The organism is Cryobacterium sp. TMB1-7 (genome assembly GCF_004402435.1).
Taxonomy (GTDB): domain Bacteria; phylum Actinomycetota; class Actinomycetes; order Actinomycetales; family Microbacteriaceae; genus Cryobacterium; species Cryobacterium zongtaii.
Map to the genome: position 1 here is coordinate 11633 of NZ_SOFZ01000014.1, position 23062 is coordinate 34694.

General features: G+C 67.7%; 17 protein-coding genes. 7 read left to right on the forward strand and 10 right to left on the reverse strand.

The genetic code is table 11. The features are described from left to right. Positions 1–16: 16 nt before the first annotated feature. The 5 genes from E3O60_RS04925 to E3O60_RS04945 form a co-directional block, all read right to left on the reverse strand. Positions 17–1750 (reverse strand): ABC transporter ATP-binding protein, encoded by a 1734-nt coding sequence (locus E3O60_RS04925; protein ID WP_134480210.1) that lies wholly within the window; start codon positions 1748–1750, stop codon positions 17–19. Beyond that, complete coding sequence (locus E3O60_RS04930; protein ID WP_134409373.1) at positions 1747–2712, reverse strand: ABC transporter permease; 966 nt, start codon at positions 2710–2712, stop codon at positions 1747–1749. Before E3O60_RS04930 ends, E3O60_RS04925 begins: the two co-directional genes overlap by 4 nt. Continuing rightward, positions 2709–3689 (reverse strand): ABC transporter permease, encoded by a 981-nt coding sequence (locus tag E3O60_RS04935; protein WP_088457365.1) that lies wholly within the window; start codon positions 3687–3689, stop codon positions 2709–2711. The genes E3O60_RS04930 and E3O60_RS04935 overlap by 4 nt, the downstream gene beginning before the upstream one ends. Positions 3690–3797: 108 nt before the next feature. Beyond that, positions 3798–5459 carry an ABC transporter substrate-binding protein gene (locus E3O60_RS04940; RefSeq protein WP_088457366.1) on the reverse strand — a complete coding sequence of 554 codons (1662 nt, stop codon included), beginning with the start codon at positions 5457–5459 and terminating at the stop codon, positions 3798–3800. A gap of 167 nt (positions 5460–5626) precedes the next feature. Beyond that, positions 5627–6709: a LacI family DNA-binding transcriptional regulator gene (locus tag E3O60_RS04945; protein WP_088458133.1), complete on the reverse strand. Its 1083-nt coding sequence runs from the start codon at positions 6707–6709 to the stop codon at positions 5627–5629. A 1186-nt stretch (positions 6710–7895) separates the two neighbouring features. Here E3O60_RS04945 and E3O60_RS04955 point away from each other — a divergent pair. After that, on the forward strand, positions 7896–8945 hold the full coding sequence (locus E3O60_RS04955) for a M23 family metallopeptidase (protein WP_134480212.1): 1050 nt from the start codon (positions 7896–7898) through the stop codon (positions 8943–8945). Position 8946: 1 nt separating this feature from the next. Here the strand turns inward: E3O60_RS04955 and E3O60_RS04960 are convergent, their stop codons facing one another. Next, positions 8947–12237 carry an efflux RND transporter permease subunit gene (locus E3O60_RS04960; protein WP_134497302.1) on the reverse strand — a complete coding sequence of 1097 codons (3291 nt, stop codon included), beginning with the start codon at positions 12235–12237 and terminating at the stop codon, positions 8947–8949. 72 nt (positions 12238–12309) lie between these two features. Further along, positions 12310–13761, reverse strand: a complete 1452-nt coding sequence (locus E3O60_RS04965; protein WP_134497304.1) for a PLP-dependent aminotransferase family protein — start codon at positions 13759–13761, stop codon at positions 12310–12312. A gap of 63 nt (positions 13762–13824) precedes the next feature. Between E3O60_RS04965 and E3O60_RS04970 the strand changes: the two genes are divergently transcribed. Further along, complete coding sequence (locus E3O60_RS04970; RefSeq protein ID WP_088457370.1) at positions 13825–14439, forward strand: YitT family protein; 615 nt, start codon at positions 13825–13827, stop codon at positions 14437–14439. A 79-nt stretch (positions 14440–14518) separates the two neighbouring features. On the opposite strand, the gene E3O60_RS04975 is transcribed toward E3O60_RS04970, so the two are convergent. Continuing rightward, positions 14519–15274 (reverse strand): MerR family transcriptional regulator, encoded by a 756-nt coding sequence (locus tag E3O60_RS04975; RefSeq protein ID WP_134497306.1) that lies wholly within the window; start codon positions 15272–15274, stop codon positions 14519–14521. Positions 15275–15354: 80 nt separating this feature from the next. After that, positions 15355–16569: a M20/M25/M40 family metallo-hydrolase gene (locus E3O60_RS04980; RefSeq protein ID WP_134497308.1), complete on the reverse strand. Its 1215-nt coding sequence runs from the start codon at positions 16567–16569 to the stop codon at positions 15355–15357. 100 nt (positions 16570–16669) lie between these two features. On the opposite strand from E3O60_RS04980, the gene E3O60_RS04985 reads away from it, so the two are divergent. The 4 genes from E3O60_RS04985 (at position 16670) to E3O60_RS05000 (ending at position 21452) form a co-directional block, all read left to right on the forward strand. After that, positions 16670–17512 carry a CPBP family intramembrane glutamic endopeptidase gene (locus E3O60_RS04985; protein WP_370028185.1) on the forward strand — a complete coding sequence of 281 codons (843 nt, stop codon included), beginning with the start codon at positions 16670–16672 and terminating at the stop codon, positions 17510–17512. 117 nt (positions 17513–17629) lie between these two features. After that, positions 17630–18502: a DUF4097 family beta strand repeat-containing protein gene (locus E3O60_RS04990; RefSeq protein WP_103478554.1), complete on the forward strand. Its 873-nt coding sequence runs from the start codon at positions 17630–17632 to the stop codon at positions 18500–18502. Further along, positions 18499–19104: a PadR family transcriptional regulator gene (locus E3O60_RS04995; RefSeq protein WP_088457374.1), complete on the forward strand. Its 606-nt coding sequence runs from the start codon at positions 18499–18501 to the stop codon at positions 19102–19104. Before E3O60_RS04990 ends, E3O60_RS04995 begins: the two co-directional genes overlap by 4 nt. A 194-nt stretch (positions 19105–19298) precedes the next feature. After that, positions 19299–21452 (forward strand): APC family permease, encoded by a 2154-nt coding sequence (locus E3O60_RS05000; protein ID WP_174776242.1) that lies wholly within the window; start codon positions 19299–19301, stop codon positions 21450–21452. A 7-nt stretch (positions 21453–21459) separates the two neighbouring features. Here E3O60_RS05000 and E3O60_RS05005 read toward each other — a convergent pair whose 3' ends face one another. Continuing rightward, entirely contained in the window at positions 21460–22545 is a 1086-nt protein-coding gene (locus E3O60_RS05005; protein WP_103478555.1) for an NAD(P)-binding domain-containing protein, read from the reverse strand. A gap of 151 nt (positions 22546–22696) precedes the next feature. On the opposite strand from E3O60_RS05005, the gene E3O60_RS05010 reads away from it, so the two are divergent. Further along, a complete protein-coding gene (locus tag E3O60_RS05010; RefSeq protein ID WP_088457376.1) occupies positions 22697–22936 on the forward strand; it encodes a DUF3073 domain-containing protein in 240 nt (79 codons plus the stop codon). Positions 22937–23062 lie beyond the last annotated feature (126 nt).

The window sequence follows — 23062 nt, forward strand, 5'->3', positions numbered from 1 at the left end:
GTGCGCCCGGCGCCGGTCATCGCCCGGCTCCCGCGCGGTGTGGCTGCGGAATCGCCTCGAGCAGCTCCATCGTGTAGGGGTCCTGGGGGAACCGAAGCACCTGGGCGGTCTGTCCGGACTCCACCACGCGGCCTTGATTGAGGACCATGATCTGGTCAGTCACCAGCCGGGCGGAGAGGAGGTCATGGGTGATGTAGAGCATCGAAACGCCGAACGTGACCCGCAGTCCATCAAGGAGCGCGAGAACACCAGCGCGCAACGACACGTCGAGCATCGAAACGGGCTCATCCGCGATGATCACCTGCGGGTCGCAAGCGAGCGCGCGGGCGATGACCACGCGCTGACGCTGTCCGCCGGAGAGCTGATGCGGGAGCTTCGCCGCGAACTGCTCGACGGGCGTCAGACCCACGGTATCGAGGAGCTCGAGCACGCGGGTGCGCGCCTCGGCACCGCGCAGTCCGGTGTAGTTGAGGACGGGGCGCATGAGCGCGTACTCGACGGTGTGCAGTGGGTTGAGCGCGGAGTACGGGTCTTGGAAGACCATCTGCACCTCCTGGCGTAGCCCCCGCAGCCCCTTGCCCCGTAGCGTATCGACCCGGGTCTCACCGAAAAGGATCGTGCCCGATGTCGGACGTTCGACGCCGGTGATGAGCTTGGCGATGGTGGACTTTCCCGAGCCGCTCGCGCCGACCAGGGCCATGGACTGGCCCCGGTCGAGGGTGAAGGAGACGTGGTCCACGGCAGTGACCGGGTCGCTACCGCGGCGCGGCCGCGGATAGACCTTGGTGACGTCGTCGACCACGATCGCCGCCGCCTCGGGTCGCCCCGGTCGGCGCCGGGCGGGCCCGGAGGGCGCACTTGTCACCAACTCGCCCGTCATCGGCGAGACAGCGTTGGGGACGCCATCGAGCCCGGTGGTCGAGATCGTCGAGCCGCGCACGACGAGCCCGGGCACCTGGACGACCTCCGCGCGGGGGTCGGCATAGTGGCCGAGCAACATCTGTGTGTACTCGTGCTGCGGTGCGTGCAGGATCTGCTGCGACGTACCATCCTCAACGATGACGCCCTCGCTCATGACCATGACCCGTGTCGTCGACTCCAGCACGATGCCGAGGTCGTGACTGATCAGCAGCGCGGTAAAGTTCTCAGACTTCTGCAGCTCCCGGATGGTGCCCATGACGGCGTGCTGCACGAGCACGTCGAGAGCGGTGGTCGGCTCATCGAAGACCATGAGCTGAGGCTCGAGAGACAGGGCGAGAGCGATCGAGACGCGTTGTCGCATCCCGCCGGAAAGCTCGCCGGGGAAGCGGTCGAGCACATCGCGGGGTAGCTCGACCTTCTCGACGAGGTCGTAGGCTCGCGCGAGCCGCTTGCTTGCGGGCACGTGGCCGTGCGCGGCGAAAATGTCACCAAAATGCTTGCGAATCGAGCGCACCGGGTTGAGCGCGTTCATGCCCGACTGCAACACCATCGCGAAACCGCCCTGGCGCTGCTTGCGCAGCTCCTCGTCATCCATGTTCGCGATATCGCGCCCATCGAAAAGGATCGTTCCCTGTGAGATGCGCGCCGGCGCCTTGGCGAGGCGGGTCACCGCGAAGCCCAGGGTTGATTTTCCGGAGCCGGACTCTCCCACCAGGCCGACGAACTCGCCCCGTTCCAGGGAGAAAGAAGCGTTCTTGACCGCATAAGTCGGCTCCGCACCGCGCGGTTCATAAATGACCGACAGATTGTTGACCTCGAGCAGGCTCATCGTCCGGTTCCTTCCCGTAGGCGGGGGTTGGACAGGCCGTCCACCCCGAAGTTGATAAGAGTGAGCGACGTGGCGATCAGTGCGATGCACAGGCCGGGTGCGAACAACAGCACCCACTGACCGGTGAGCAGGGCGTTTGAATTCGACGCCCAGAAGAGCATGGATCCCCAGCTCACGGTCGTCGTGTCACCGATCCCCAGGAAGGACAGGCCAGACTCCGCGAGGATCGCCGACGTCGCCGCACCGAAGAAGCTGCCGGTGATGAGCGAGGTCATGTTCGGCAGGATCTCGTGGAAGACGATGCGGGCCGCGCCGTCTCCGGCGAACTGCGCCGCGGTGATGAAGTCACGACCGCGGATGGACTGTGTCTGCGATCGGAGCACGCGGGCCCCATAGGCCCAACCGGTGAGCACAACGACGAAGATGATCATCGTCATGCCGCCGTTCTGCAGGTAGGCCGCGATGACGATCATGAGCGGTAGCCCCGGGATGACGAGCACGAGGTTGACGATGAAGTTGATGACGTCGGCGAGCGGGCCACGGATATAGCCCCATGACAGGCCCACGACGACGGCGATGAGCGTGGAGAGAAACCCGGCGATGAAGCCGACGAGCACCGAAATCCGGGCACCGAAGATAACCTGCGAGAGCACGTCCTCGCCGGCAGCCGTGGTACCGAACCAGTGGCTCGGGGATGGAGATTGGTTGCGTCCGAAGCCGTTCTCGCTCGCGCCGTAGGGCGCGATGAGCGGCGCGAAGATGGCCAGAGCCACGAAGGCGAGGAGCAGGACCACGCCGATGCGGGCCTTCTTGTTGCTCCAGATCGTCGAGGCGCCGCGCGTGAGGACCCGCAAGGGCGAGGCCGGTCCGTGCTGCTTGGGGAGGACGGGGCCGGCACCGCGCGCGGCCTGATGGGGCGGGGTCGAGCCCGTGGGTTCAGGGAGATTCACTAGAGAAGTCATCGTCGGGTCCTCGGATCCAATAGTCCGTACAAGATGTCGACCAAGAAGTTCGCGAGCAGAATACTGATCGTGATCATGAGGAACAGCGCCTGCATGAGCGGGAAGTCCTGGTTCGTGACCGCGTTGAAGAGCAAGTAGCCCACACCGGGGTAGTTGAAGACCTGCTCGACGAGCAGCGAGCCACCCACCACACCACCGAGCGCCAGGCCGAAGCCGGTGAGGTTCGGCAGGATCGCGTTGCGGGCGGCGTACTTGATGGCGACAGTATGGGTGCGCAGACCGTTCGCTTCGGCGAAGGTGACGTAGTCGTCGCCGAGGGTATTGATCATGTTGTTGCGCATCCCGAGTATCCAGCCGCCGACGGAGGTGACGAGGATCGTCACGGCGGGCAGCCAGGCGTGGCCGAGCGCGTCGCCGATGAAGGCGAGGCTGAGGTTGGGGGTCGCTTCGAGGCCATACGCACCCGAGGTCGGGAACCACTTGAGCGTGTAGCCGAGGAAGAAGACGAGCAGAAGGGCGGTCCAGAAGTATGGAAAGGCCGAGGTGAACGTTCCGCCGAGCGTGGGGAGCGTGTCCAGCCAGGTGCCGCGCTTCCAGGCGGCGAGCACACCGAGCAGAGTCCCGAGCACGAACGCCACGATGGTCACGAGACCGACCATGACAAGTGTCCACGGGAGCGCGTTCAAGACGAGGGAGGAAACGCTCTGCGGGAAGAACGTGTACGAGACCCCGAAGTCGAGGCGGGACACGTTGCCGAGGTACTGAGCGTATTGCGACCACACGTCGCCGGTCGGGACGCCGAGCTGAGCCTCGATGGCTGCTCGGGTCGCTGGATCCACAGGGCCGTTCTGTGCCAGCTTCGCGATGGCCGCATCAGCAGGCGTGCCGGGCATGAGCCGCGGCAGCAGGAAGTTCAGGGTGATCGCGGCCCACGCGGTCAGGAGCAGCAAGCCAAGCTTGCGCAGGGGGTACCACACGGGTTACTCGCCTTCGATAGGAGGTTGGGGGCACAGCGGGGCTGAGCGAGGTGCCCGAGGTGTCAGAGGCACCTCGCTCAGCCTGTAGCGGTTCTGCAGGAGAACCTCTTAGCCGTTCGCCTTCGTGATGGTGGTCAGGACGACGAGCGCTGCCGAGGTGTACGGAGTCGGCGTCATGTAGGGATTGTCGGCGTCGGGCCAGCCGGTGAAGCTCTTGTCGGAGACGAGACCCCAGAGGCCCGCGTAGTAGACGGAGATGACCGGGAGGTCGTTGTACATGACCTCCTGGAGTTCCCCGGCGAGCTCCTTCTGGCGGTCCGCGTCTACGGTCGTGCGGAACTCGGTGAGCATCCTGTCGACCTCAGGGTTGGAGTACCGCTGGTAGTTCGACGGAGCCGTGGTGCCGATCGGCTGGAGGAAATCGGAGCTCAGCAGGTTGTAGTAGCCCTGGTAGACCGAGCCGTTGCCGCCGAAGGACGTCATCGCGACATCGAAATCACCGTTCTGCACCGCCTGGAAGTAAGCGGCGGGCTGCGGCTGGTTGATCTTCACATCGATGCCGATCGCGACATACTGTTTCTGGATCTCCTGCACTGCGCGCAGCCAGTCGGTCCAGCCGTTCGGTGTGGTGATCGTCATCTTGGCCTGCACGCCGTCCGCGTCGACGAGCTTTCCGCCCTTGGACGTGAATCCGGCCTTGGCGAAAGCCGCCTCAGCGGCGTCGGTGTCCTGCGTGACCATGCCCTCGTCGGGGATGGCGTCGGTGAGCCACTCGGCCTGTGTCGGCAGCAGGAGTCCCTGCTGTCCGGCGGCACCAACCGTGCCCTCTGAGGCGTTGTCGGCGATGCTGTCGCGCTTGAGAGCGAGAGACATGCCCTCGCGGAAGTTCGGGTCGTTGTAGGGCGCTTTGGTGAGGTTCGGCGCGATGGCAACCGTGCCAGCGGCGGGGAACCAGTACTGGTTGCCCTCGTCGGCGGCGACCCAGGTGTTCTCGACATCCGACATGAACGCGTAGGCCCAGTCGTAACCGTTGTTGACGACGTCCAGCTGCGAGTTCGCGGCGGGGAGCACGAGTTCATCGGCGGCCACCTTGTCGGCCTGCCAGTAGTCCGGGTTCTTCTCGAGCTTGTACTGGTTCGCGTTGAAGTCGCCGAGAGTGTAGGGGCCGGTTCCGATGGGGTCATCGTTGGTGAAGGTCACCGGGTCCGCCACGTCTGCCCAGAGGTGCTCGGCGACGATCGGCACGGCGAGCATGGTGATCGGTGCGGACGAGTCCTCCGCCTGGAGGACGAAGGTGACCGTCTGGCCATCCGCGCTCAGGGACTCAAGACGCGACCAGACACCGGTGCTGTCCAGTGCCGGGAACTCTTTGAGGAGGCTGTACGTGAAGACGACGTCCTCGGCGGTGAATGCTTCGCCGTCGCTCCAGGTGACGCCCTCGCGGATGTCCGAGACGATCGTCTTGGCGTCGGGCTGCGTGTAGTTCGTCTGCAGGAAGTTCGTTGACTTGCCGTCGAGAGCGTTGACGACCATGAGGGGTTCATTGATGATCGTCGATGCGGTTCGCTTCTCGATCACGAATGGGTTGAAGTTCTTGACGAACGTCGGCGATCCGTTGTCGGCGGCGAGCATGAGCGAGCTCGACCCTGCCGTTCCGGACTCGGTTCCCTGTTCGGGAGCTGCACAGGAGCTCAGAGCCAGGGCTGCGACGAGCCCCAGCCCCAGGACGGAAGTCAGGCGCGTACGCGTCCGACGGGTGCGATCGATCATGGATGTCTTCCCCTTAGTGTCATCTTTGTCACCTCGGCCGAGCGTTACGCATCCACGCGGATCACGTCGGCAAGTAGTGCTGTCCTCATACTGTATGCGCATACATCTCGTCGCGCAACTTCCGATCGAACAGACGACGGGATGGACGTGACGATGCCCGGCCTGGGTCAGGCGAGGCAACCACAGCTCTCACGTAGCAGTACCGTGACCGGTAGGGTTCCGGTCTGCGGTGGCATCAGGGGGTCCCCCAGTCTGCGCAGCAAGGTGTCCACCGCCGCTCGACCCAACTCACGCATGGGTTGACGGACGGTTGTGAGCCGCGGTTGTGACGTCTGCGAGGCGTCGATCCCGTCGAAGCCGGTGACTATGACGTCCTCGGGCACCCTCAGTCCTGAGGCGAGCAGGGCGTCGAGGACTCCCAGTGCGGTCTGGTCGTTCGAGCACACGAGCGCCCGCGGGACCCGACCTGCCTCGACCAGACGACGACCGAGCATCCGACCGTGACTCCGGGTGAAGTCACCCCGCAGCAGTGGCCCGGCCGGTGGCTCGATCCCCTCTGCTTGCAGCCCCATGCGGAATCCCTCGAAGCGGTCGTGATCGTCCGGGGAGTCGGCCGGGCCTCCGACGAAGGCCAGGTCGCGGACCCCGTGGGCGCCGACGATGTGCTGGGTCATCGCTTGCATGCCGGCTACGTTGTCGGTGCCGATGTGGTCGTAGTCGTCCCCTGCGCGCGTGCCGGCGATGACCACGACCGGGATATGCCGGGCGATGTGGGCAAGCAGCCGCTCGGGCACCGTCCGCGAGAGCGTGATCATGCCATCGACGCGACCGGCAAGGTTGTCGAAGATCTCGTCGCCACGCGCCACCGCGATAGTCACGGCCATGCCGTGCCGCCACGCCTCGATCTCCGTGCCAAGCATGACCTCGCTGAGGTAGAGGTCCCCGCTCGGCTCGACGTCCTCGGGCGGGTCGAAGTGCTCGATCACCCTGCCATCGGTATAGACGATCGGCGCCGGTCCGCCGTCGATCCCGTCGAAGTCGGGGAAGCACAGCCCGATCGCACCGGCCCGTCGCGCCGCCAGGCTCCGAGCGCTTCCGCTCGGCACGTAGCCCAAATTCAAGACGGCTGCGTCTACGCGGTCCTTGGTCGCCTGCGACACCTTGTGCGGCTTTCGGAACACCCGCGACACGGTCGCGATCGACACCCCCGCGAGATCCGCGACATCGTAGACGGTGGGAGTCTTCGGCATCAGATCCTCCATCTCGTATGGGCTCTAGCTGGGTGGATTTTGCGCCGTGGTACGGCATAAGGGTGCGGTGTAATCCATCTTGGCATGATTGTCGGACGCCCCTGAAATGCGCCTCATCGCCTGTTTCGGACCACCCCTGCGGGTCAGGGTGAGTTGAGGCCAGTAGCTCAGAGCGAGTACGCCCTCTGACGCGAGAAGCAGGAGGTCCCATCACGTCCAGTCCATCGTTGATCGCCAGGCGCGACGATAGTTCCATGACACCCGCAGGCCCGTCGATCAGCGCTTTTACCTGATGACCTCGGCGGAGTCTCGGCGGGATCGACGTCCTCGCCCACCTGGCGGGGCGGGACGAGCAGGACCAGCGGGACTACCGGGAACAGCGGGACCGCGGGACCAGCTCGGCCGTGCAAACCAGCTCGGCCAGCCGCACTAGCCACGGGTTTGGCCCGATGCGTTGCGGCCGTTGGGGGGCGGTGAAATACTTGCGCCACTGCCGGTTGACCGGCCGACTCTCTACCGCTTGGGATTGAGAACCTACATGGCCACGACATCGCACGGCCGCGGTGTGCATCGCGTCGTGCGCGCACGCCCCCTGCACAAACGCCGACTGCGAACCGGGACCATTGCGGGTCTGCTCGTGCTGGGCTCCACGGTTCTCACGGCCGGCGCACCGACCGCAGCGGACGCCGCGTCCACCCTGGCCGTGACCACGGTCGCACCCCAGCCAACCGACACGCCCACGCCCACGCCCACGCCCACGCCCACGCCCACGCCCACGCCCACGCCCACGCCCACCGAGAATCCCACTCCCACTCCCACGGACACCCCAGGCGCCCCGACGTCGACTCCGATACCGACGGAGACACCGAGCGACCAGCCTTCGGATCCGGGACCAACTCCAGAGCCGTCTCCGCCGCCGGTCAGCCCCAGCCCGACCAGCCCAGCCACACCGGGCGACCCGACGAGCCCGGAGCCGACCCCCACCCCCACCCCGGAGCCGACAGCGGAGCCTACGCCGACCCCGCAGCCAACCCCCCAACCCACGGATCCGCCCACCGACTCCGCGCCCCCGACGTCTCCAGTCACGCCCCCCGCGAGCCCAGAAAACACCCCCTCGACATCAACAAGGCCGTCGTCTCCGGCCCCACGCTCGCCCGGCCGCGCGACGAGGCCCCTGAGCACCGCGGTGGCGGCTCCCTCGCTCGATGCCGCCCGCGCAGCATCCGCTCTCGCGGCAGCGGAGAGCGCCCGCGCCAACGCCCAGTCGGCCTACGACGCCGCAAGACTCGATCTCGCGGCGACGATGGCCGATAAGACCGCCGCCCTCACCAGGCTCGAGGAGGTTCGGGTGTTGGCCGACGCGGCCGCACTTCGCGCAGAGGTATCGACGCGCACGATGGCCAACCTGGTGCGAACGATGGTGCAAGAGGGCTCCGGCACGGCGGCACTGGACGCCTTGCTCAGCGATCGGGGCTCGGCGGACCTGCTCTCCCGCCTGGGAACCGTCGACCGGATCTCGATGCTGGCGGGCAATATGAGCGAGATCCGAGCGCTTGTCGATCGGGACAGCCAACGTGCGGCCACCCTGCAGGCGGACCTCGCGACCGCGCAGACGGCGGCGCTGGCTTTCACCGTCACCGAGCAGCAGGACGCCCTCGCGACCGCGGAGGTGTCGCTGAGCCAGGCCACCGCGGCCTTCGCAACCGCCAGCACGAACGCCGAGGCGGCGCTGGCCGATTCCGTCCAGGCCTCTGCGGACCGCGCTACTCAGGCGGTCAGCCAGCTGGCCGGCACCCTCGGTGCCCGGCTGAGTGACCAGGGTTGGGCCACTCCTGCTGTGGGAAGCCTTACCGACGGATTCGGCCCCCGACCTGAGCTGCCGTTACCCGGCGTTCTGCCGTTCCACTCGGGTGCCGACCTCGCCACCGCGTGCGGCTCCCCGGTGTACGCCGCCAGCAACGGTGTCGTCGCCCAGACGGGCCGATTCGGGACCTACGGCAACTGGGTGCTGATCGACCACGGCGACGGGGTGACCACCGGTTATGCCCACATCGCAGACGACGCCACCCTCGTGGCTGCCGGCCAGAGGGTCACGGCCGGTCAGGTGATCGCCGGAGTGGGCAGCACCGGCTCCTCCACCGGCTGCCACCTGCACCTCGAGGTGCGCGTCGACGCCATAGCTCTCGACCCACTCCCCTTCTTCACCGACCGCGGGATCGGACTCGGGATCGGCTAGATCAGCGCAGTGAACGTCGCATCCGACGGCTCTCCCGGCCGCCCTCGACCACCAGGTACAACACCGGCAGCACCACCAGGGTCAGCACCGTCGATGACACCAGGCCGCCGATGACGACGAGCGCCAGCGGCTGCGAGATGAAGCCGCCGTGTCCGGTGAGCCCGACGGCCATGGGCAACAGGGCGAAGATGGTGGCGAGCGCCGTCATCAGAATCGGCCGCAACCGGCGAGACGCGCCGTGCACCAGGGCGTCGTAGACGCTCTGCCCCCGGCGCCGGTACTGGTTGACCAGGTCGACGAGCACGATGGCGTTGGTCACGACGATGCCGATGAGCATCAGCACGCCGATCAATGAGGCGACGCCGAGCGGGATGCCCGTGACCACCTGCAACGCGATCGCCCCTGTCGCCGCGAACGGCACCGATACCAGCAGGAGCAGCGGCTGCAACAGCGACCGGAAGGTGGCGACCATGACGATGTAGACGATCAGGATGGCGACGAGCATCGCGATGCCCAGCTGCTGGAACGCGTCAGTCTGGTCGGCCGAGACGCCGCCGAGACTCGCCGTGGTGCCGGTGGGCAGCTCGGTGTCGGCCAGGGCCGTCGTGACCTGGGCGGTGGCGGTACCGAGGTCGTCGCTGTTGGGCGTGGCCGAGATCGTCGCGGTGCGCAGCCCCTTGGTGGTGGTGAGGGTGGACGGTCCGTCGACCTGCTGCACGGCGGCCAGGCTGTCGAGCGGGACCAGCCCCGCGAGAGTGGGGATCTGCAGGGCGGCGAGCTCCGCCGTGGTGGTCGGGGACGAGCCCGACTGCAGGTAGACCGACAGGGTGGCCTCGTCGATCACGATCGAGCCGATCGTGCTGGGCTGCATCGCCTGTGACACCAGCGTGCCGAGGGCCAGTTCGCTGAGCCCGGCGGCGGCCGCCGCACTGCGGTCGATGGTCACGGCCACGTACGGGCGGGAGGCGGCGAGGTTGCTGCTGGCCTGGGTGAGGGAGTCGAGCTCGCCGACGACCGCGAGAATATCGTCGGATGCGGTCTGCAGGTCGGCGCCGGACGCCGCCGTGATGTCGATTTCGATGTCCGACGAGCCGCCGAAGCCGCCCCCGGACGAGACCGTGATCTCGCCGGCGTCGTCGAGGGTGTCGAGCTGCTCGCGCACCTCGACCTGGACCGCGTCGGCATCCGCGGAATCGTCGGTGGTCACCGAGTAGGTGACGGTGCTGGAGGACGACCCTCCACCGGCGAAGGCCGCGAACGCACTGCCGCCACCGATGGAAACCTGCACGATGCTCACCCCGTCGACGGCGCGGACGGCGTCTTCGACCGCGGTGGAGGCGGCATCCTGGGCGGCGAGACTGGTGCCCACCGGAAGCTCCTGGCTGACCTGGAAGGTGGACTGGCCGGTCGAGCCGAGGAAGTTGACCTTCATGAAGGGCAGCATGGCGACGGTGCCGACCAGGACCAGTGCGGCGAGCAAGAGAGTGGCCACGTAGTGCCTGAGGGTCCAGTGGATGACCGGCAGGTAACCCTGCTGCAGACGACTGGGCTGTTCGCGGGCATCGCGTTCGTCGAAGCCGTCGGCGTCTGGCGCGGCGTGCCGGTTGCGGGTGGTCGGCGTGGACGAGGTGGTCGGTGCGACGGCGGCCGGTGCGGTCCCGGCGCTGACCGGCGCGGCTGTGAGTGGCACGGCTGCGACTGGCATGGCTGTGACTGGCGGGGCGGTGACTGGCGCGGCGCTGATGGCGGCGGACGCGGCGATTGCCTGACCGTCCGGGGACGGCTCGGCGGCGGCGGGCTTCGGCGCGCGCAGGAACCAGTAGGCCAGCACCGGAACGATCGTGAGTGAGACCAACAGCGATGCGAGCAGGGCGATGGTGACCGTGAGCGCGAACGGTCGGAAAAGCTCGCCCGTGGAGCCGCCGACGAACGAGATCGGCAGGAATACCGTGACGGTGGTGATGGTGGAGGCGGTGATGGCGCCGGCCACTTCTCGGACCGCGCGCACGATGGTCTCGGCGCGGTCGGCGCCCCAGACCAGGTGCCGTTTGATGTTCTCGATGACGACGATGGAGTCGTCGACGACTCGGCCGATCGCGATGGTGAGGGCGCCGAGCGTGAGGATGTTGAGCGAGTAGCCCACCGACTGCAGGCCGATGAACGTGATGAGCACCGAGGTGGGGATGGAGATCGCGGTGACCAGGGTGGCGCGCACCGACAACAGGAAGACCAGGATCACCAGGACCGCGAAGACCAGGCCGAGGATGCCCTCCTGGGTGAGCGCGTCGATGGACTCCTGGATGAACGGGGCCTGGTCGAAGACCACGGTGATGGTGGTGCCGGGCACGGCGTCTTCGAGCTGCGGCAGGATGGCGCGCACGGCGGTCGAGACGTCGACGGTGTTCGCGGCCGGCACCTTGGTCACCGAGATGGTGAGGGCTGGTTCGCCGTCGACCCTGGAGATGCTGGTGACGGGGTTCTCGACCACCGCGACAGCGGCGACGTCGCCGATCGAGACCGGTCCGGCCGCCGCGGGCGACAGGCCGGCTGCGGCGCCGGCGATCAGAGGCAGCGCGGCGATCTCCTCGGCGGAGCCGAGCTTGGTGCCGGCCTGCACAGACAGGGTGGTGTCGTTCTCGGTGAGGGAACCGGCCGGGATGAGCGACCCGTTCTGCTGCAGAGCGTCCCGGATGGCGCTCGCGCTGAGGCCGCGCGCGGCCAGGGCCGCGGCATCCGGCGTGATGGTGACGCGCCGGCCGATGTCGCCGACGAGGGCGGCATCGCGCACCCCGTCGATGTCGCGGATGTCGCCGAGGACGCCGCGGGTGAGCTGGTCGGCGATGGTGTCGGCGTCGCCGCCGGACACGGCGAGCGACAGCACCGGGAAGTCGTCGATGCTGCCACTGATCACCTGGGGGTCGAGGTCGGCGGGCAGGGTGGTCTTGATGCGGTTGACGGCCTGGCTGATCTTGGATTCGGCCTTGACCAGGTCGGTGCCGTAGGTGAACGTGGCGTTGACCAGCGACGAGTTGGTGCTGCTGGTGGTGGAGGTGGATTCCAGGCCCTCGATGCCCTGGATGGCGGTCTCGATCGGCGTGGACACGTCATCGTTGACCACCTCGGGCGAGGCACCCGGGTAGCTCGTCGAGATCAGCAGCGTCGGCAGCTGCAGGGAGGGGATCAGCTCCTGCTTGAGGCTGGTCAGCGCGAGGGAGCCGAAAACGGCCGCGACGATGGTGATGAGCGCGATGAGCGCCCGGTTCTTCATGCTCAAGACCGAGAGAAAATACACCCGATCAGTATCCCATTGCACAGTAGCCACCAGCGGGGCCGGCAGCCGTGAGATGTGACGGTCTGGTTACGGTCAGACCACATCGGCGAGGTACCCGGTGTCGGGCATTGGATGCCGCAGCAGCGACTCCCAGGCCAGCCCGAGGGCGTCGAGGGCACGCGGCATCTCGTCGGGACCGGAGCAGAACGGGATGCGCAGGAACCTCTCGAACGCTCCGTCGATGCCGAAGCGCGGGCCGGCCGGCAGCAGCAGCCCCTGGGTGCGCGCCGCGAGGGCGAGCTGGGAGCTGACCGGCCGGCCGAGGTTGACCCACAGGGTGACGCCGCCGTCCACGTGGGGCACCTGCCAGTCGGGAAACCGCGTGCTCAGACCCGTCACGAGACGGTCCCGCCCCGCCCGCAACAGCGTCCGGCGGGACTCGAGAATCTCGGGCAGCTCCCGCAGCAGCCGCGTGACGATGAGCTGCTCCAGCACCGGGGTGCCGAGATCGTTGGCGAGCCGGGCCGCGGCCAGCTTGCGGATCAGGCCGGGGTCGGCCCGGATCCAGCCCACCCGCAGACCGCCCCAGACCGTTTTACCCACCGACCCGACGGTGACGGCGAGGTCGGGCCGGCCGGGGTCGGCCGAGGCGGCGAACGGGCCGAACTCCCCCGGCCGGTCGATGTCGAGTTCGCCGATGGTTTCGTCGCTGATCAGCACGGTGCCCTGCCGGGCAGCCGCGGCCAGCACCCGTTCTCGTTGGGCAACGGGCATGGTCTGCCCGGTGGGATTCTGGAAGTCGGGCATCAGGTAGCCGAGCACCGGATTGCTGCGCTGGATCGTCTGCAACAACGCCGACTCGTCCCAGCCGGCGTCCGCGCCGGGCAGCGCGGCGGTGACTGACACCGGCATCAGGCGACCGCCGGCCGCCCGCAGCGCCTCGTAGGCATGCGGGTAGGTCGGCGTCTCGACGAGGACCCTGTCGCCCCGGCTGATCAGCACCCGCGCGAGCAGGGCGATGGCGTGCTGGGCGCCGACGGTGACCATGATCTGTTCGGGCTCGGTGGGCAGCCCCCTGGCCCGGTAGCGGTCGGCAATGGCCCGGCGCAGGTCGGGCAGGCCGACGGGGTCGAAGCCAGAGCCGGTCAGGTGCGCCGGCAGGTCCGCCGCGGCGAGCGCGGCCACCTCGGCGAGGCCGGGCCAGGCGGGCAGCACCGCCTGGCCGAGATCTAGCACGCCGGCCGGCACCGCGGCATCCGCCACGACGGTCACCCCGGGCAGACGGGCGACACTGCCGGAGCCCTGCACACTGTGCAGATAACCGGCCTCGCGCAGCTGCCGGTACGCGGCCGTGACCGTGGTGCGGCTGAGCCCCAGCCTGATGCCGAGGTCGCGTTCCGCGGGCAGCCGGCTATCGGTGGGGATGCGGCCGTCGAGGGTGAGCAGGCGGATGCGGTCGGCCAACGCCCGGTAGGCGCTGCCCGCCGTGCGCCAGTCGCCCAGCAATGACTCCAGGCCGCGGGCGGTGAGCTGGTTCGACGACATGAAGCCACTCTAGGCAAATTGGCTACTTGAGGACAGGGTGCTGATGCAATTGGATTGACTCTTATGACCCGTCGTGTGATTCAGCTCATCATTGGCCTCTTCCTCTATGGGATCGGTATCGCGTTGATCGTGCGCGGCGCGATCGGGGTGGCCCCGTGGGACGTACTGACCCAGGGCATCGACGGGCAACTGCACCTCGGTTTCGGAGTCATCACCACGATCATCAGCGGCATCGTGTTGCTGCTGTGGATCCCGCTCAAGCAGCGGTTGGGCATCGGCACCGTCCTGAACGCTGTGCTTGTGGGCCCGGCGGCGGATGTGGGCCTGTGGCTGGTGCCGGCAGACCTCGCCCTGTGGCTGCGAGTGTTGCTGTTCGCCGCCGGGTTGCTGCTGCTGGCCATCGCCTCGGGTATCTACATCGGTGCGGGACTCGGCCCCGGTCCGCGCGACGGCCTGATGACCGGGCTGCACGCCCGCACCGGCTGGCCGATCTGGACGGTGCGCACCGGCATCGAGGGGCTGGTTCTCGCGACCGGCTGGGTGCTCGGCGGCAACGTCGGGGTGGGCACCGTGCTGTTCGCCCTCCTGGTGGGGCCGCTCTGTCAGTGGACGCTGCCTCTGTTCGCCAGGGACCGCAGCCGTCGTGAGGCGCCGACCCCCGCGTTCGATCCCGCGTAGCTCGCGAAAGCGGCCCTGTGGCGACCTCGGCCGGCGGAAGCGACCACTTTCCCGCTCTCGCGGGATGGACGCCGCCTCGTTAGAGGGTGCGGTCCAGGTAGGCCGCGAGGGCGTCACGCACGAAGCCGGCCCCGGCCTGGCCGCCGTAGTGGGCCGCGAATCTGTCGTCGGCGACGTACATCTCGCCGAGCCCGCACACGTAGGCGGCGGCCGGGTGGCCGTTCTCTCGCGGTATGCCGGGCACACCATCGAGCCACTCCACATGCCGCCTGGCTAATTCCTGCGCCTCGGCACCGGCGGGGGCGACCTGTCGTGCGGCGGCCTCCTGCCAGTCGGCCTGGAGCGCGGCGGTCGTCGCCTGCCACTGGGCACGTTGCGCGGGGCTCATGCCCCGCCACCACCTGTCGCCGCCGGCGTAGGCGTCGGCTCCCCAGCGCTGTTCGACCTCCTCCTTATGAGTGGTGTGGTCGAAGCCGTCGAACATCGCCTCTGCCATGAGCTGGTCCTTTCTCTCCAAAGCTGTGATGGTGGTTCGCACCGACCGGATCTGACGCTGCAACCTGTGTTGTTCCTGCTCGAGCCAGCCGAGGTGCGATCGCAGGGCCGCCGCTTCGTCGGTCTCGCGGTCGAGCACACCACGAATCGCCGGCAGCCCGAGGCCCAGCGCGCGCAGCAACAGGATGCGTTGCAGCCGCACGAGCGCCCGGTCGTCGTAGTAGCGGTAGCCGTTGGCTGCGATCCGGCTCGGTGGGAGCAGCCCCTCGGCGCCGTAGTGGCGCAGGGTGCGGCTCGTGGTTCCGGCCAGCCGGGCGATGTCCTGGATCGAGTGGTCCACCTGTGTCGCGCTCCTTTCGGTAGCGGCGTCGGGCGGGCCGCCCGACGACGTCCAGGATAATTCTTGACGCTGCGTCAATGTCAACCGCAGAATGCGACGATGGTGTCTTCGAGGATCTCGGCGACCTGATGGATCGACGACTCCGTGGCCCACTCGACACGGGCGTGCGCTCCGGCGCCGTCGACCCCGAATAGCAGGCACTGGATGCCGGCCTCCCGGACCAGGCCGGCGTCGGTCCAGAACGGCTCGCCCCTCTGCACGACAGCGTGGCCGAGCACCCGTTCGGCCTGCTCGTCGAGCAGGCGCACGATGGGCCAGTTTGGATCGGCCTCGAATGCGCCGCGGGCGACGAGACGGGTGAGGTCGTAGCGGAAGTCGGCGGTGTCACGGGCCAGGCGATCGAGGAGGCGCCGCAGCTCGGCCTCGATCCGCTCCGGGGTCTCGCCGGGCAGCGTGCGCCGCTCGATGGTGAGGGTGGCACTCGCGGCGACGGTCGCGGCATCCGTACCGCCGGTGATCGTGGCGACCCGGACGCTGCCGTGGCCGAGCAGCGGGTGCGCGGGTTTCTGCTCAATGCCTGCCCGGAGCTCATCGAGGCCCTGAAGCACCAGGCCGGCATGCCGGATGGCGTCGACGCCCTGGCCGGGCATCGACCCGTGGGCCGCCCGCCCGTGCAGGGTGAGCTCGAACCAGGCGAAACCACGGTGGCAGACGGTGAGGCTGAGCTCGCTCGGCTCCACGACGATGGCCGCGTCGGCGGTGAACCGCCGCAGCACCTCCTCGGTGCCCAGGCTGCCGAATTCTTCGTCGGCCACCAGCGTCACCAGCAGATCGCCGGCCAGCGGCGTGAGGGTGGCCCGGTGCGCGGCGACCAGGACGGCGGCCAGGCCTCCCTTGGTATCGAAGGCACCGCGACCGTGCACCCGGTCGGAGTGCCGGGCGCCGGAGAACGGGTCGCCCTCGTAGCCGTCGACCCCGACAGTGTCGAGGTGGGCGTTGAGCATCAGGGAGGCACCCTCGCCGGTGCCGCGCTTGATGCCGACGATGGACGGCCGGCCGGAGCGTTCCTCCAGCCGATGCACCTCGAAACCTCGCGCGGCCAGCCACTGGGCGCACCAGTCGGCGATCTCGGCCTCGCCGGCGCCGTCCGGGCAGAGGTCGGGGTTGGTGGAATCGATTGCGATGAGGCGGGCGGCCAGCACGACGGGATCCAGGTGACCGTTGTCACCAGGCTCGAGTGAGCCGGGTTCGAGGGCGCCGGTCGGGCCCGGCTCGTGAGAAGGGTTCGTCGCCATTCACCGAACCTAGTGCCCGATGGCCCGGTCCGGCAGGGGGCCTCCCCCGGCGGCCCGGCGGAGCACTGTTTACCCTGGCCGTGGTTTCGGCCAGAATTGCATGATGGGAGACGAAGCCGCCGTGGATGCTCCGGCGACGCCGGAGCGGGCATCCGCGAACGCGCCGCTTCGCCTGCTGGCGGCGGCACTGATTTCGACCTCGGCGGTGCTGTTGTTCGCACTGCGGATGCCGCTGCCCGGCTACGCCACGCTCGCGGCGGCCCTGCTCGTGGCCGTGCTGGTGGACCGGGCGCTGTTCCGCGACCTGCTCCTCATAGCGGTCGGGCTCCTGATCATCAGCACCATCTCGGTCGAGGCCGACATCAGTTATTCCAACATGGCACTGATGGGGGTGGTGCTCTCGGCCGCGGTGGCCGTGCCCTACCTCATCTCACGGCGCGCCTTCGGGGACCGCCAGGTCTGGTTCCCGATCAAGACCGGGCAGCGCTGGACCACTCTGGAACGCTGGTACCTGGTGGGTGTGCTGCTGCTGGGGTACCTCATTCTGCCGAGCTATTTCATCCGCTCCGGCGCCTACTTGAATTGGCCGAGCATCAGCGCGCCCGACGAGCTCGGCCGGCTCTTCGTTGGCGTGGGATTCGTGGGCATCTGGGACGAACTGTTCTTCATCTGCACGGTGTTCGCCCTGTTCAGGCGGCACTTCTCCTTCTGGACGGCGAACCTCCTGCAGATGGTGATCTTCGTCTCGTTCCTGTGGGAACTCGGTTACCGCAGCTGGGGGCCGCTGCTGACGATCCCTTTCGCCCTGCTGCAGGGCTACACCTTCTCGATCACGAAATCGCTGACCTACGTGGTCTGCGTGCACCTGCTCTTCGACCTCGCGGTGTTCCTCGTGCTGGTGCACGCCCACAACCGCGACTGGCTGACGATCTTCCCCTACTGACCGGGCTGACCGGGCTGACCGGACTACCTTCGGGTTTGCCGTGAGGGCCTTGCCGGGAGTCAAGACGCGATATATCTTGAGATGCATTGAACGCGATATATCGCGAAGGAGAAGACTATGACGCAGGAAAAATGGCTCGTCGCCCCCGGGCAGACGAAGGTCATCGATGTTGAGCTGGTTCGCTCGCTCAAAGTGGGCCTGATCGGTGGAAAAGTGGACGTGATCGGCAGCGACGAACCGGGCGCGCGCATCGAGGTGCACAGCGTCTCGGGCAAGGACCTCAAGATCTCGGTGGTCGATGACACCCTCGAGATCGATCACCCCCAGCTGCGCTGGGACAACTTCATCGACGTGTTCGCCTCCTTCCGCGGCAGCGCCAAGGCCGAGGTGAGCATCACCGTCCCCCGCGATGTCGCCATGAAATTCGGCGTCGTCACGGCTGACGCCCTCGTAACGGGGCTGCGCAATGACGCCAAGCTCAGCACGGTCTCCGGCGACCTCGTGGTCGACGACATCATCGGCGACCTCGAGCTCAACGGCGTGAACGGGGAGATGTCGGTTCGCAATCACACCGGCAACATCGTGGCGCACACTGTATCCGGCGACGTCACCGCGAGCGGCGACATCGGCCGGTTCACCGTCGACGGCGTCACGAGCGCTGTCTTCCTCGATATCGACGGCGTACCAGACCAGGTCTCCACCAACCTCGTCAGCGGCAGCCTGACCGTGCGCATCGGCGCCGACGTGCCGACCCGCTACAAGATCAACACCGTCTCCGGCACCCTGCAGCTGGACAACCAGACCATCCGCGGCACCCTCGGCAAGGGGTACGACGGCAGCACCGGCAACCTCGACGGTGCCTGGCTCGACCTGCGCGCGAACTCGGTATCCGGAAACATCTCGGTCATCCGCCGCCACGGCGCCGGCGTCAACGACGCGGGCAGCACGGCCGGCAGCACCGAGACCGCGGGTGACGGAGCGTCATCATGACCCCGATCTTCGCCCACGGCAGCCTGCGCCTCTACCTGCTGAGCCTGCTTGCCGAGCGTCCTCGGCACGGTTACGAGCTCATCCAGGCACTGAGCGACCGCTTCGGCGGCACCTACAGCCCGAGCGCCGGGACCATCTACCCGCGCCTGGCAAAGCTCGAGGAGGAGGGACTGGTCACCAAGACGGCCGGCGACCGCAAGACCGTATACGAGATCACCGACGCCGGCCGCGCCGAGCTCGCCGCCCGCGCCGACGACCTAGCCAATATCGAGAGCGAGGTCACCGACTCGGTGCGTCGCCTCGCCGACGAGGTTCGTACGGGGGTCACCGAGGCCATGAAGAGCCTGCGCGCCGACCTGGCCTCGGCCGCCCGCCAGAAGCCGCCAGAGCCGACGAAGTCCACGGCGGACGCCCGCCCCACCGGCGACGCGAACCTGGCGCTGAGGGAGGCCGACATGGTGCTCAACGAGTTCCGGCAGCAGGTGCGCGCCGACCTGCGCCGCCAGGCCTACCGTTCGACGATGCCGGTCGACACCGTGCCGGAACTGCGGCGCCAGCTCGACGCCGTGCGCGCCAGCATCCGCGACTCGCTCACGCGGTAACCTGCGCGGCAGCTGGGAGAGTCCGGACGCACGGTGGAGGCCCGGACTCTCCAGGCACAGCGTGCGGAACTACGGGCCCATCAGCCGGAACGATGCGAACGAACGACCGGACTTCAGCTGCGAAAACGCCCGGCTGATCCTGTCAATGTGCCGACAACTTGACAGCGAGGTGCATCGGAGTAGTGTCGTCCCTCGTGACACCAGAGGGGAACCCCCCAGCACCCGAAGCCCGATCACCGAAACGGTGGATAATCGGCGAACCGCTCGCCAGCGAACACCTGGACGGGCAGCTGCTTCCGAAGCACCTGGCGCTGCCGATTTTCGCCAGCGACCCGCTGTCCAGCGTCGCGTACGCTCCGCAGGAACTGCTGATGATCCTGACCCTCGGCGGGCTCGCCTTCCTGAGCTTCGCACCCTGGGTCGCGGCCGTGGTCGTGCTGCTCCTGGTGGTGGTGGTGGCCTCCTACCGGCAACTCATCAAGGCCTATCCCAACGGTGGTGGCGACTACGAAGTCGCCTCCAAGAACCTCGGCGAGAAAGCCGGCCTCGTCGTCGCATCCGCCCTGCTCGTGGACTACGTGATGACCGTCGTGGTCTCGGTGTCCAGCGGCGTGGACAACATCATCTCGGCGCTGCCCGGGCTGGCACCACTACGGGTGGAACTGGCCGTGCTTTTTGTCATCGTGCTCGCCGCCGTCAACCTGCGGGGAGTCGCCGAGTCGAGCAAGGCCTTCGCTCTGCCCACCTACCTGTTCATCGGCAGCGTGCTGCTGATGATCGTCGTCGGCCTGGGCCGTGTGGCCCTGGGCGACGCGCCGGTCGCGGAGTCGGCGGGATTCGAGGTGGAGGCCCACAACCTCGCCCAGACGGCGTTCATCCTGCTACTTCTGCGCTCCTTCGCCAGCGGATGTAGCGCCCTGACCGGCGTAGAAGCCATCGCCAACGGCGTGCCGGCCTTCAAGCGCCCCAAGATCAAGAACGCCCAGATCACCCTGACCCTGATGGGCGGCATCGCCATTGTGCTGTTCGTGGGGCTCACCGCGCTGGCGCTGTTCTCCAAGGTGCACTACGCGGAGAACCCCTGCGACCTGATCGGCTGGGCGGAGTGCGAGACCCAGCCCCAGCGCAGCCTGATCGCCCAGATCGCTGCGGCCACCTTCGGTAACAACTCGCTGATGTTCTTCATCCTGCAGGGTGCAACGGCCCTGATCCTGCTGCTGGCCGCGAACACGGCCTTCAACGGGTTCCCGCTGCTCGGCAGCGTGCTGGCCCGCGACTCCTACGCGCCCAAGTCGCTGAGCACCCGCGGCGACCGACTGATCTACTCGAACGGCGTTGTGCTGCTCGCTCTGGCCGCCATCGTGATCATCGTGATCTACCAGGCCAACCTCACGGTGCTGATCCAGCTCTACATCATCGGCGTTTTCGTGTCGTTCACCATCGGCCAGACCGGCATGGTGAAGCACTGGCTGACCCTGTTGAAGACGGATCCGCCCAACCGGGGTTCGATCATCCGGAGCCTCTCGATCAACGGTTTCGGGGCCGCGCTCACCGGCGTGGTGCTGATCGTCGTCACGATCACCAAGTTCACCCATGGCGCCTGGTTGGTGTTCCTGATGATGCCGATCCTGTTCGTGCTGATGATCGGCGTGAACCGGTACTACCGCGACGTGGCCAAGGAGATCGAGGTCGACCCGATCACAACGTTCGGTTCGCAGGGCGACCACGCCATCGTGCTCGTGGGCAAGATGCAGAAGCCCGTGCTCAAGGCCCTCGACTACGCCATCGCGGCCAGGCACGTGAGCCTGGAAGCCGTGCACGTGTCGATCGACGAGGAGGAGACCGAGGACCTCATCATCGACTGGGCCAAGCAGAACATCCAGGTGCCGCTGAACATCGTGGCGTCGCCGTACCGCGACATCAGCTGGCCGCTGATCTGTTACATCAAGGACCGCCGCGAGGAGTACGGCTCCGAGGTTGTCACCGTGTACACGCCGATCTACATCGTCGGGCACTGGTGGGAGTCGCTGCTGCACAACCACAAGGCCCGCCGACTGCGTCAGAAGCTGATGCTCGTGCACGGCGTGACCATAGCGCTGGTGCCGTGGCTGCTGGACTCCTCTGAGCTCATCTACGGGCGCAGGTCCCGACCGATCCCCGGCCAGGAGCGTCGCGGTGAGCCCGTGCGCTCGCACCCGATCCCCCGTAAGCCCCTCGCTCCGGCGGGCATGGACACGACGAGCGTCGCAGTGCAGACAGAGGATATCGGCCCCAAGTCGAGCCCGGCCAGCCCGCCCATGAAACCGCGGCCCCGGCCGGTCAACCCGAACCGGCGCAAGCGCAAGTAAGCACGCGTCAGAGCAGGGCGAAGACCTGCCGAGCGATGGTCCGGCCGGCCCGTCGGGCGCCGATGGTGCTGGCCTGTGGCCCGTAGCCGGCCAGGAAGATCCGCGGGTCCGTCCAGGAGGAGCCGGCGCCGACCACGAGCCCGCCCGCCTGATCGCGCAGCTTGAGCGGTGCCAGGTGGCGCAGCTCCGGCCGGAACCCGGTGGCCCAGATGATCGCGTCCGCTTCGGTGACGGAGCCGTCGGCCCACCGCACCCCGGTCGGCTCCAGGCCGACGAACATCGGCCGCGCCACCAGGGTGCCCCTGTCGATACCGCCCTGGATGCGTCGGCTGACCGGTACGCCGGTGCCGCTGACGATGCTCGGCAGCGCGCGGCCATTGCGGGCGGCGTCGTCCTGCATGGCCACCGCGGCCGATGCCCCCTCGAGATCAAGATGCTCGGTGTGCACCCAATCGATCGGGCGACGCGAGGCCCAGGTCAGGCTCGCCGCGACACCCTCCAACTCGAGCATGAAGCCGATCGCGGAGGTGCCGCCACCGACCACAACGACCCGCTGACCGGCGAATTCGGCGGCATCCCTGAAGCCCGCGGTGTGCAGCTGGCGGCCGGCGAACCGCCCGGCGCCCGGGTAGTGCGGCACAAACGGTGCGCCCCAGGTGCCGGTGGCATTGACGAGCAAGCCGGCGAGGGTCTCCCGCTCGCCGTAGACCGGGGACGTTGTGCGCACGACGAGGTCGGCTCGTCGGTTGAACACCGATTGAACCGAGACCGGGCGCACGACGTTGAGTTCAAAATGCTCCTCGAAGCGTCGGTAGTACTCGCTCACCACGTCCCGCGCGGGCCGGGAACGGTCGGCGTTCTCGAAGCTCAGGCCGAGCTCGTTCAGGCCGGGGAGGTCGTTGACCCTGTGTGCAGCGCCGAGGCGCAGGGACTCCCAGCGGTATTGCCAGGCGCCACCGGCATCCGCACCGCGGTCGAAGATCACGAAATCACGCCCCGCCGTGAGCCCGAACCGCTTGAGGTGGTACGCCACGGAGAGTCCGGCCTGGCCGGAACCGATGATCACCACCGGCACAGCCGTGGCGTTCACCATGCGTCCTCTTCCCTGGGGTTCTGACCGCGGAACCGCGGCATCGGGGCGAGAGGCCCACCATGCTAAACTAGCGGCTAGATTTCACTATTCCGTTCGGCAACTCCCGGGTGACTCATCACTCACCCGGCCTGGCATCGTTAGGGGGTCACGCATGGGGCGCGGCCGTCAAAAAGCAAAGCACACCAAGGTTGCCCGCGAGCTGAAGTACTTCAGCCCGGACACCAACTACAACGCGCTCGAACGCGAGCTCACCGGGCATCCGGTGACCGACCCGCGGCTCGACGAGGACCTGGCCAAGTGGCCGGAGTACGAAGCGAACAAGACGACGTCAGACGAGTCGGACGACTATGTCGACCACTACGACACCGAAGACGAGAAGAAGCGCGCCTAGCCCGTTTCTCGATCAGCCGCGCACGTTCTCGTGCGCGGCTGTCGTGTTGGCGCGCCCGTCGACCGCTTCCCGGGCAACTCTCAGCGTCGGTTCCGCCCCCAGGCAGTTGCCTCGGGGCGGTCCGTT

Bases quoted from the DNA above. Each gene is read 5' to 3' on its own strand.
- E3O60_RS04930 (WP_134409373.1), bottom strand. From the start codon at position 2,712: ATGACTTCTCTAGTGAATCTCCCTGAACCCACGGGCTCGACCCCGCCC.
- E3O60_RS04945 (WP_088458133.1), bottom strand. From the start codon at position 6,709: ATGCCGAAGACTCCCACCGTCTACGATGTCGCGGATCTCGCGGGGGTG.
- E3O60_RS04985 (WP_370028185.1), top strand. From the start codon at position 16,670: ATGATGGGAGACGAAGCCGCCGTGGATGCTCCGGCGACGCCGGAGCGG.
- E3O60_RS04925 (WP_134480210.1), bottom strand. From the start codon at position 1,750: ATGAGCCTGCTCGAGGTCAACAATCTGTCGGTCATTTATGAACCGCGC.
- E3O60_RS04980 (WP_134497308.1), bottom strand. From the start codon at position 16,569: ATGGCGACGAACCCTTCTCACGAGCCGGGCCCGACCGGCGCCCTCGAA.
- E3O60_RS04970 (WP_088457370.1), top strand. From the start codon at position 13,825: ATGACCCGTCGTGTGATTCAGCTCATCATTGGCCTCTTCCTCTATGGG.
- E3O60_RS05010 (WP_088457376.1), top strand. From the start codon at position 22,697: ATGGGGCGCGGCCGTCAAAAAGCAAAGCACACCAAGGTTGCCCGCGAG.
- E3O60_RS04995 (WP_088457374.1), top strand. From the start codon at position 18,499: ATGACCCCGATCTTCGCCCACGGCAGCCTGCGCCTCTACCTGCTGAGC.
- E3O60_RS04965 (WP_134497304.1), bottom strand. From the start codon at position 13,761: ATGTCGTCGAACCAGCTCACCGCCCGCGGCCTGGAGTCATTGCTGGGC.
- E3O60_RS04990 (WP_103478554.1), top strand. From the start codon at position 17,630: ATGACGCAGGAAAAATGGCTCGTCGCCCCCGGGCAGACGAAGGTCATC.
- E3O60_RS04940 (WP_088457366.1), bottom strand. From the start codon at position 5,459: ATGATCGATCGCACCCGTCGGACGCGTACGCGCCTGACTTCCGTCCTG.
- E3O60_RS05005 (WP_103478555.1), bottom strand. From the start codon at position 22,545: ATGGTGAACGCCACGGCTGTGCCGGTGGTGATCATCGGTTCCGGCCAG.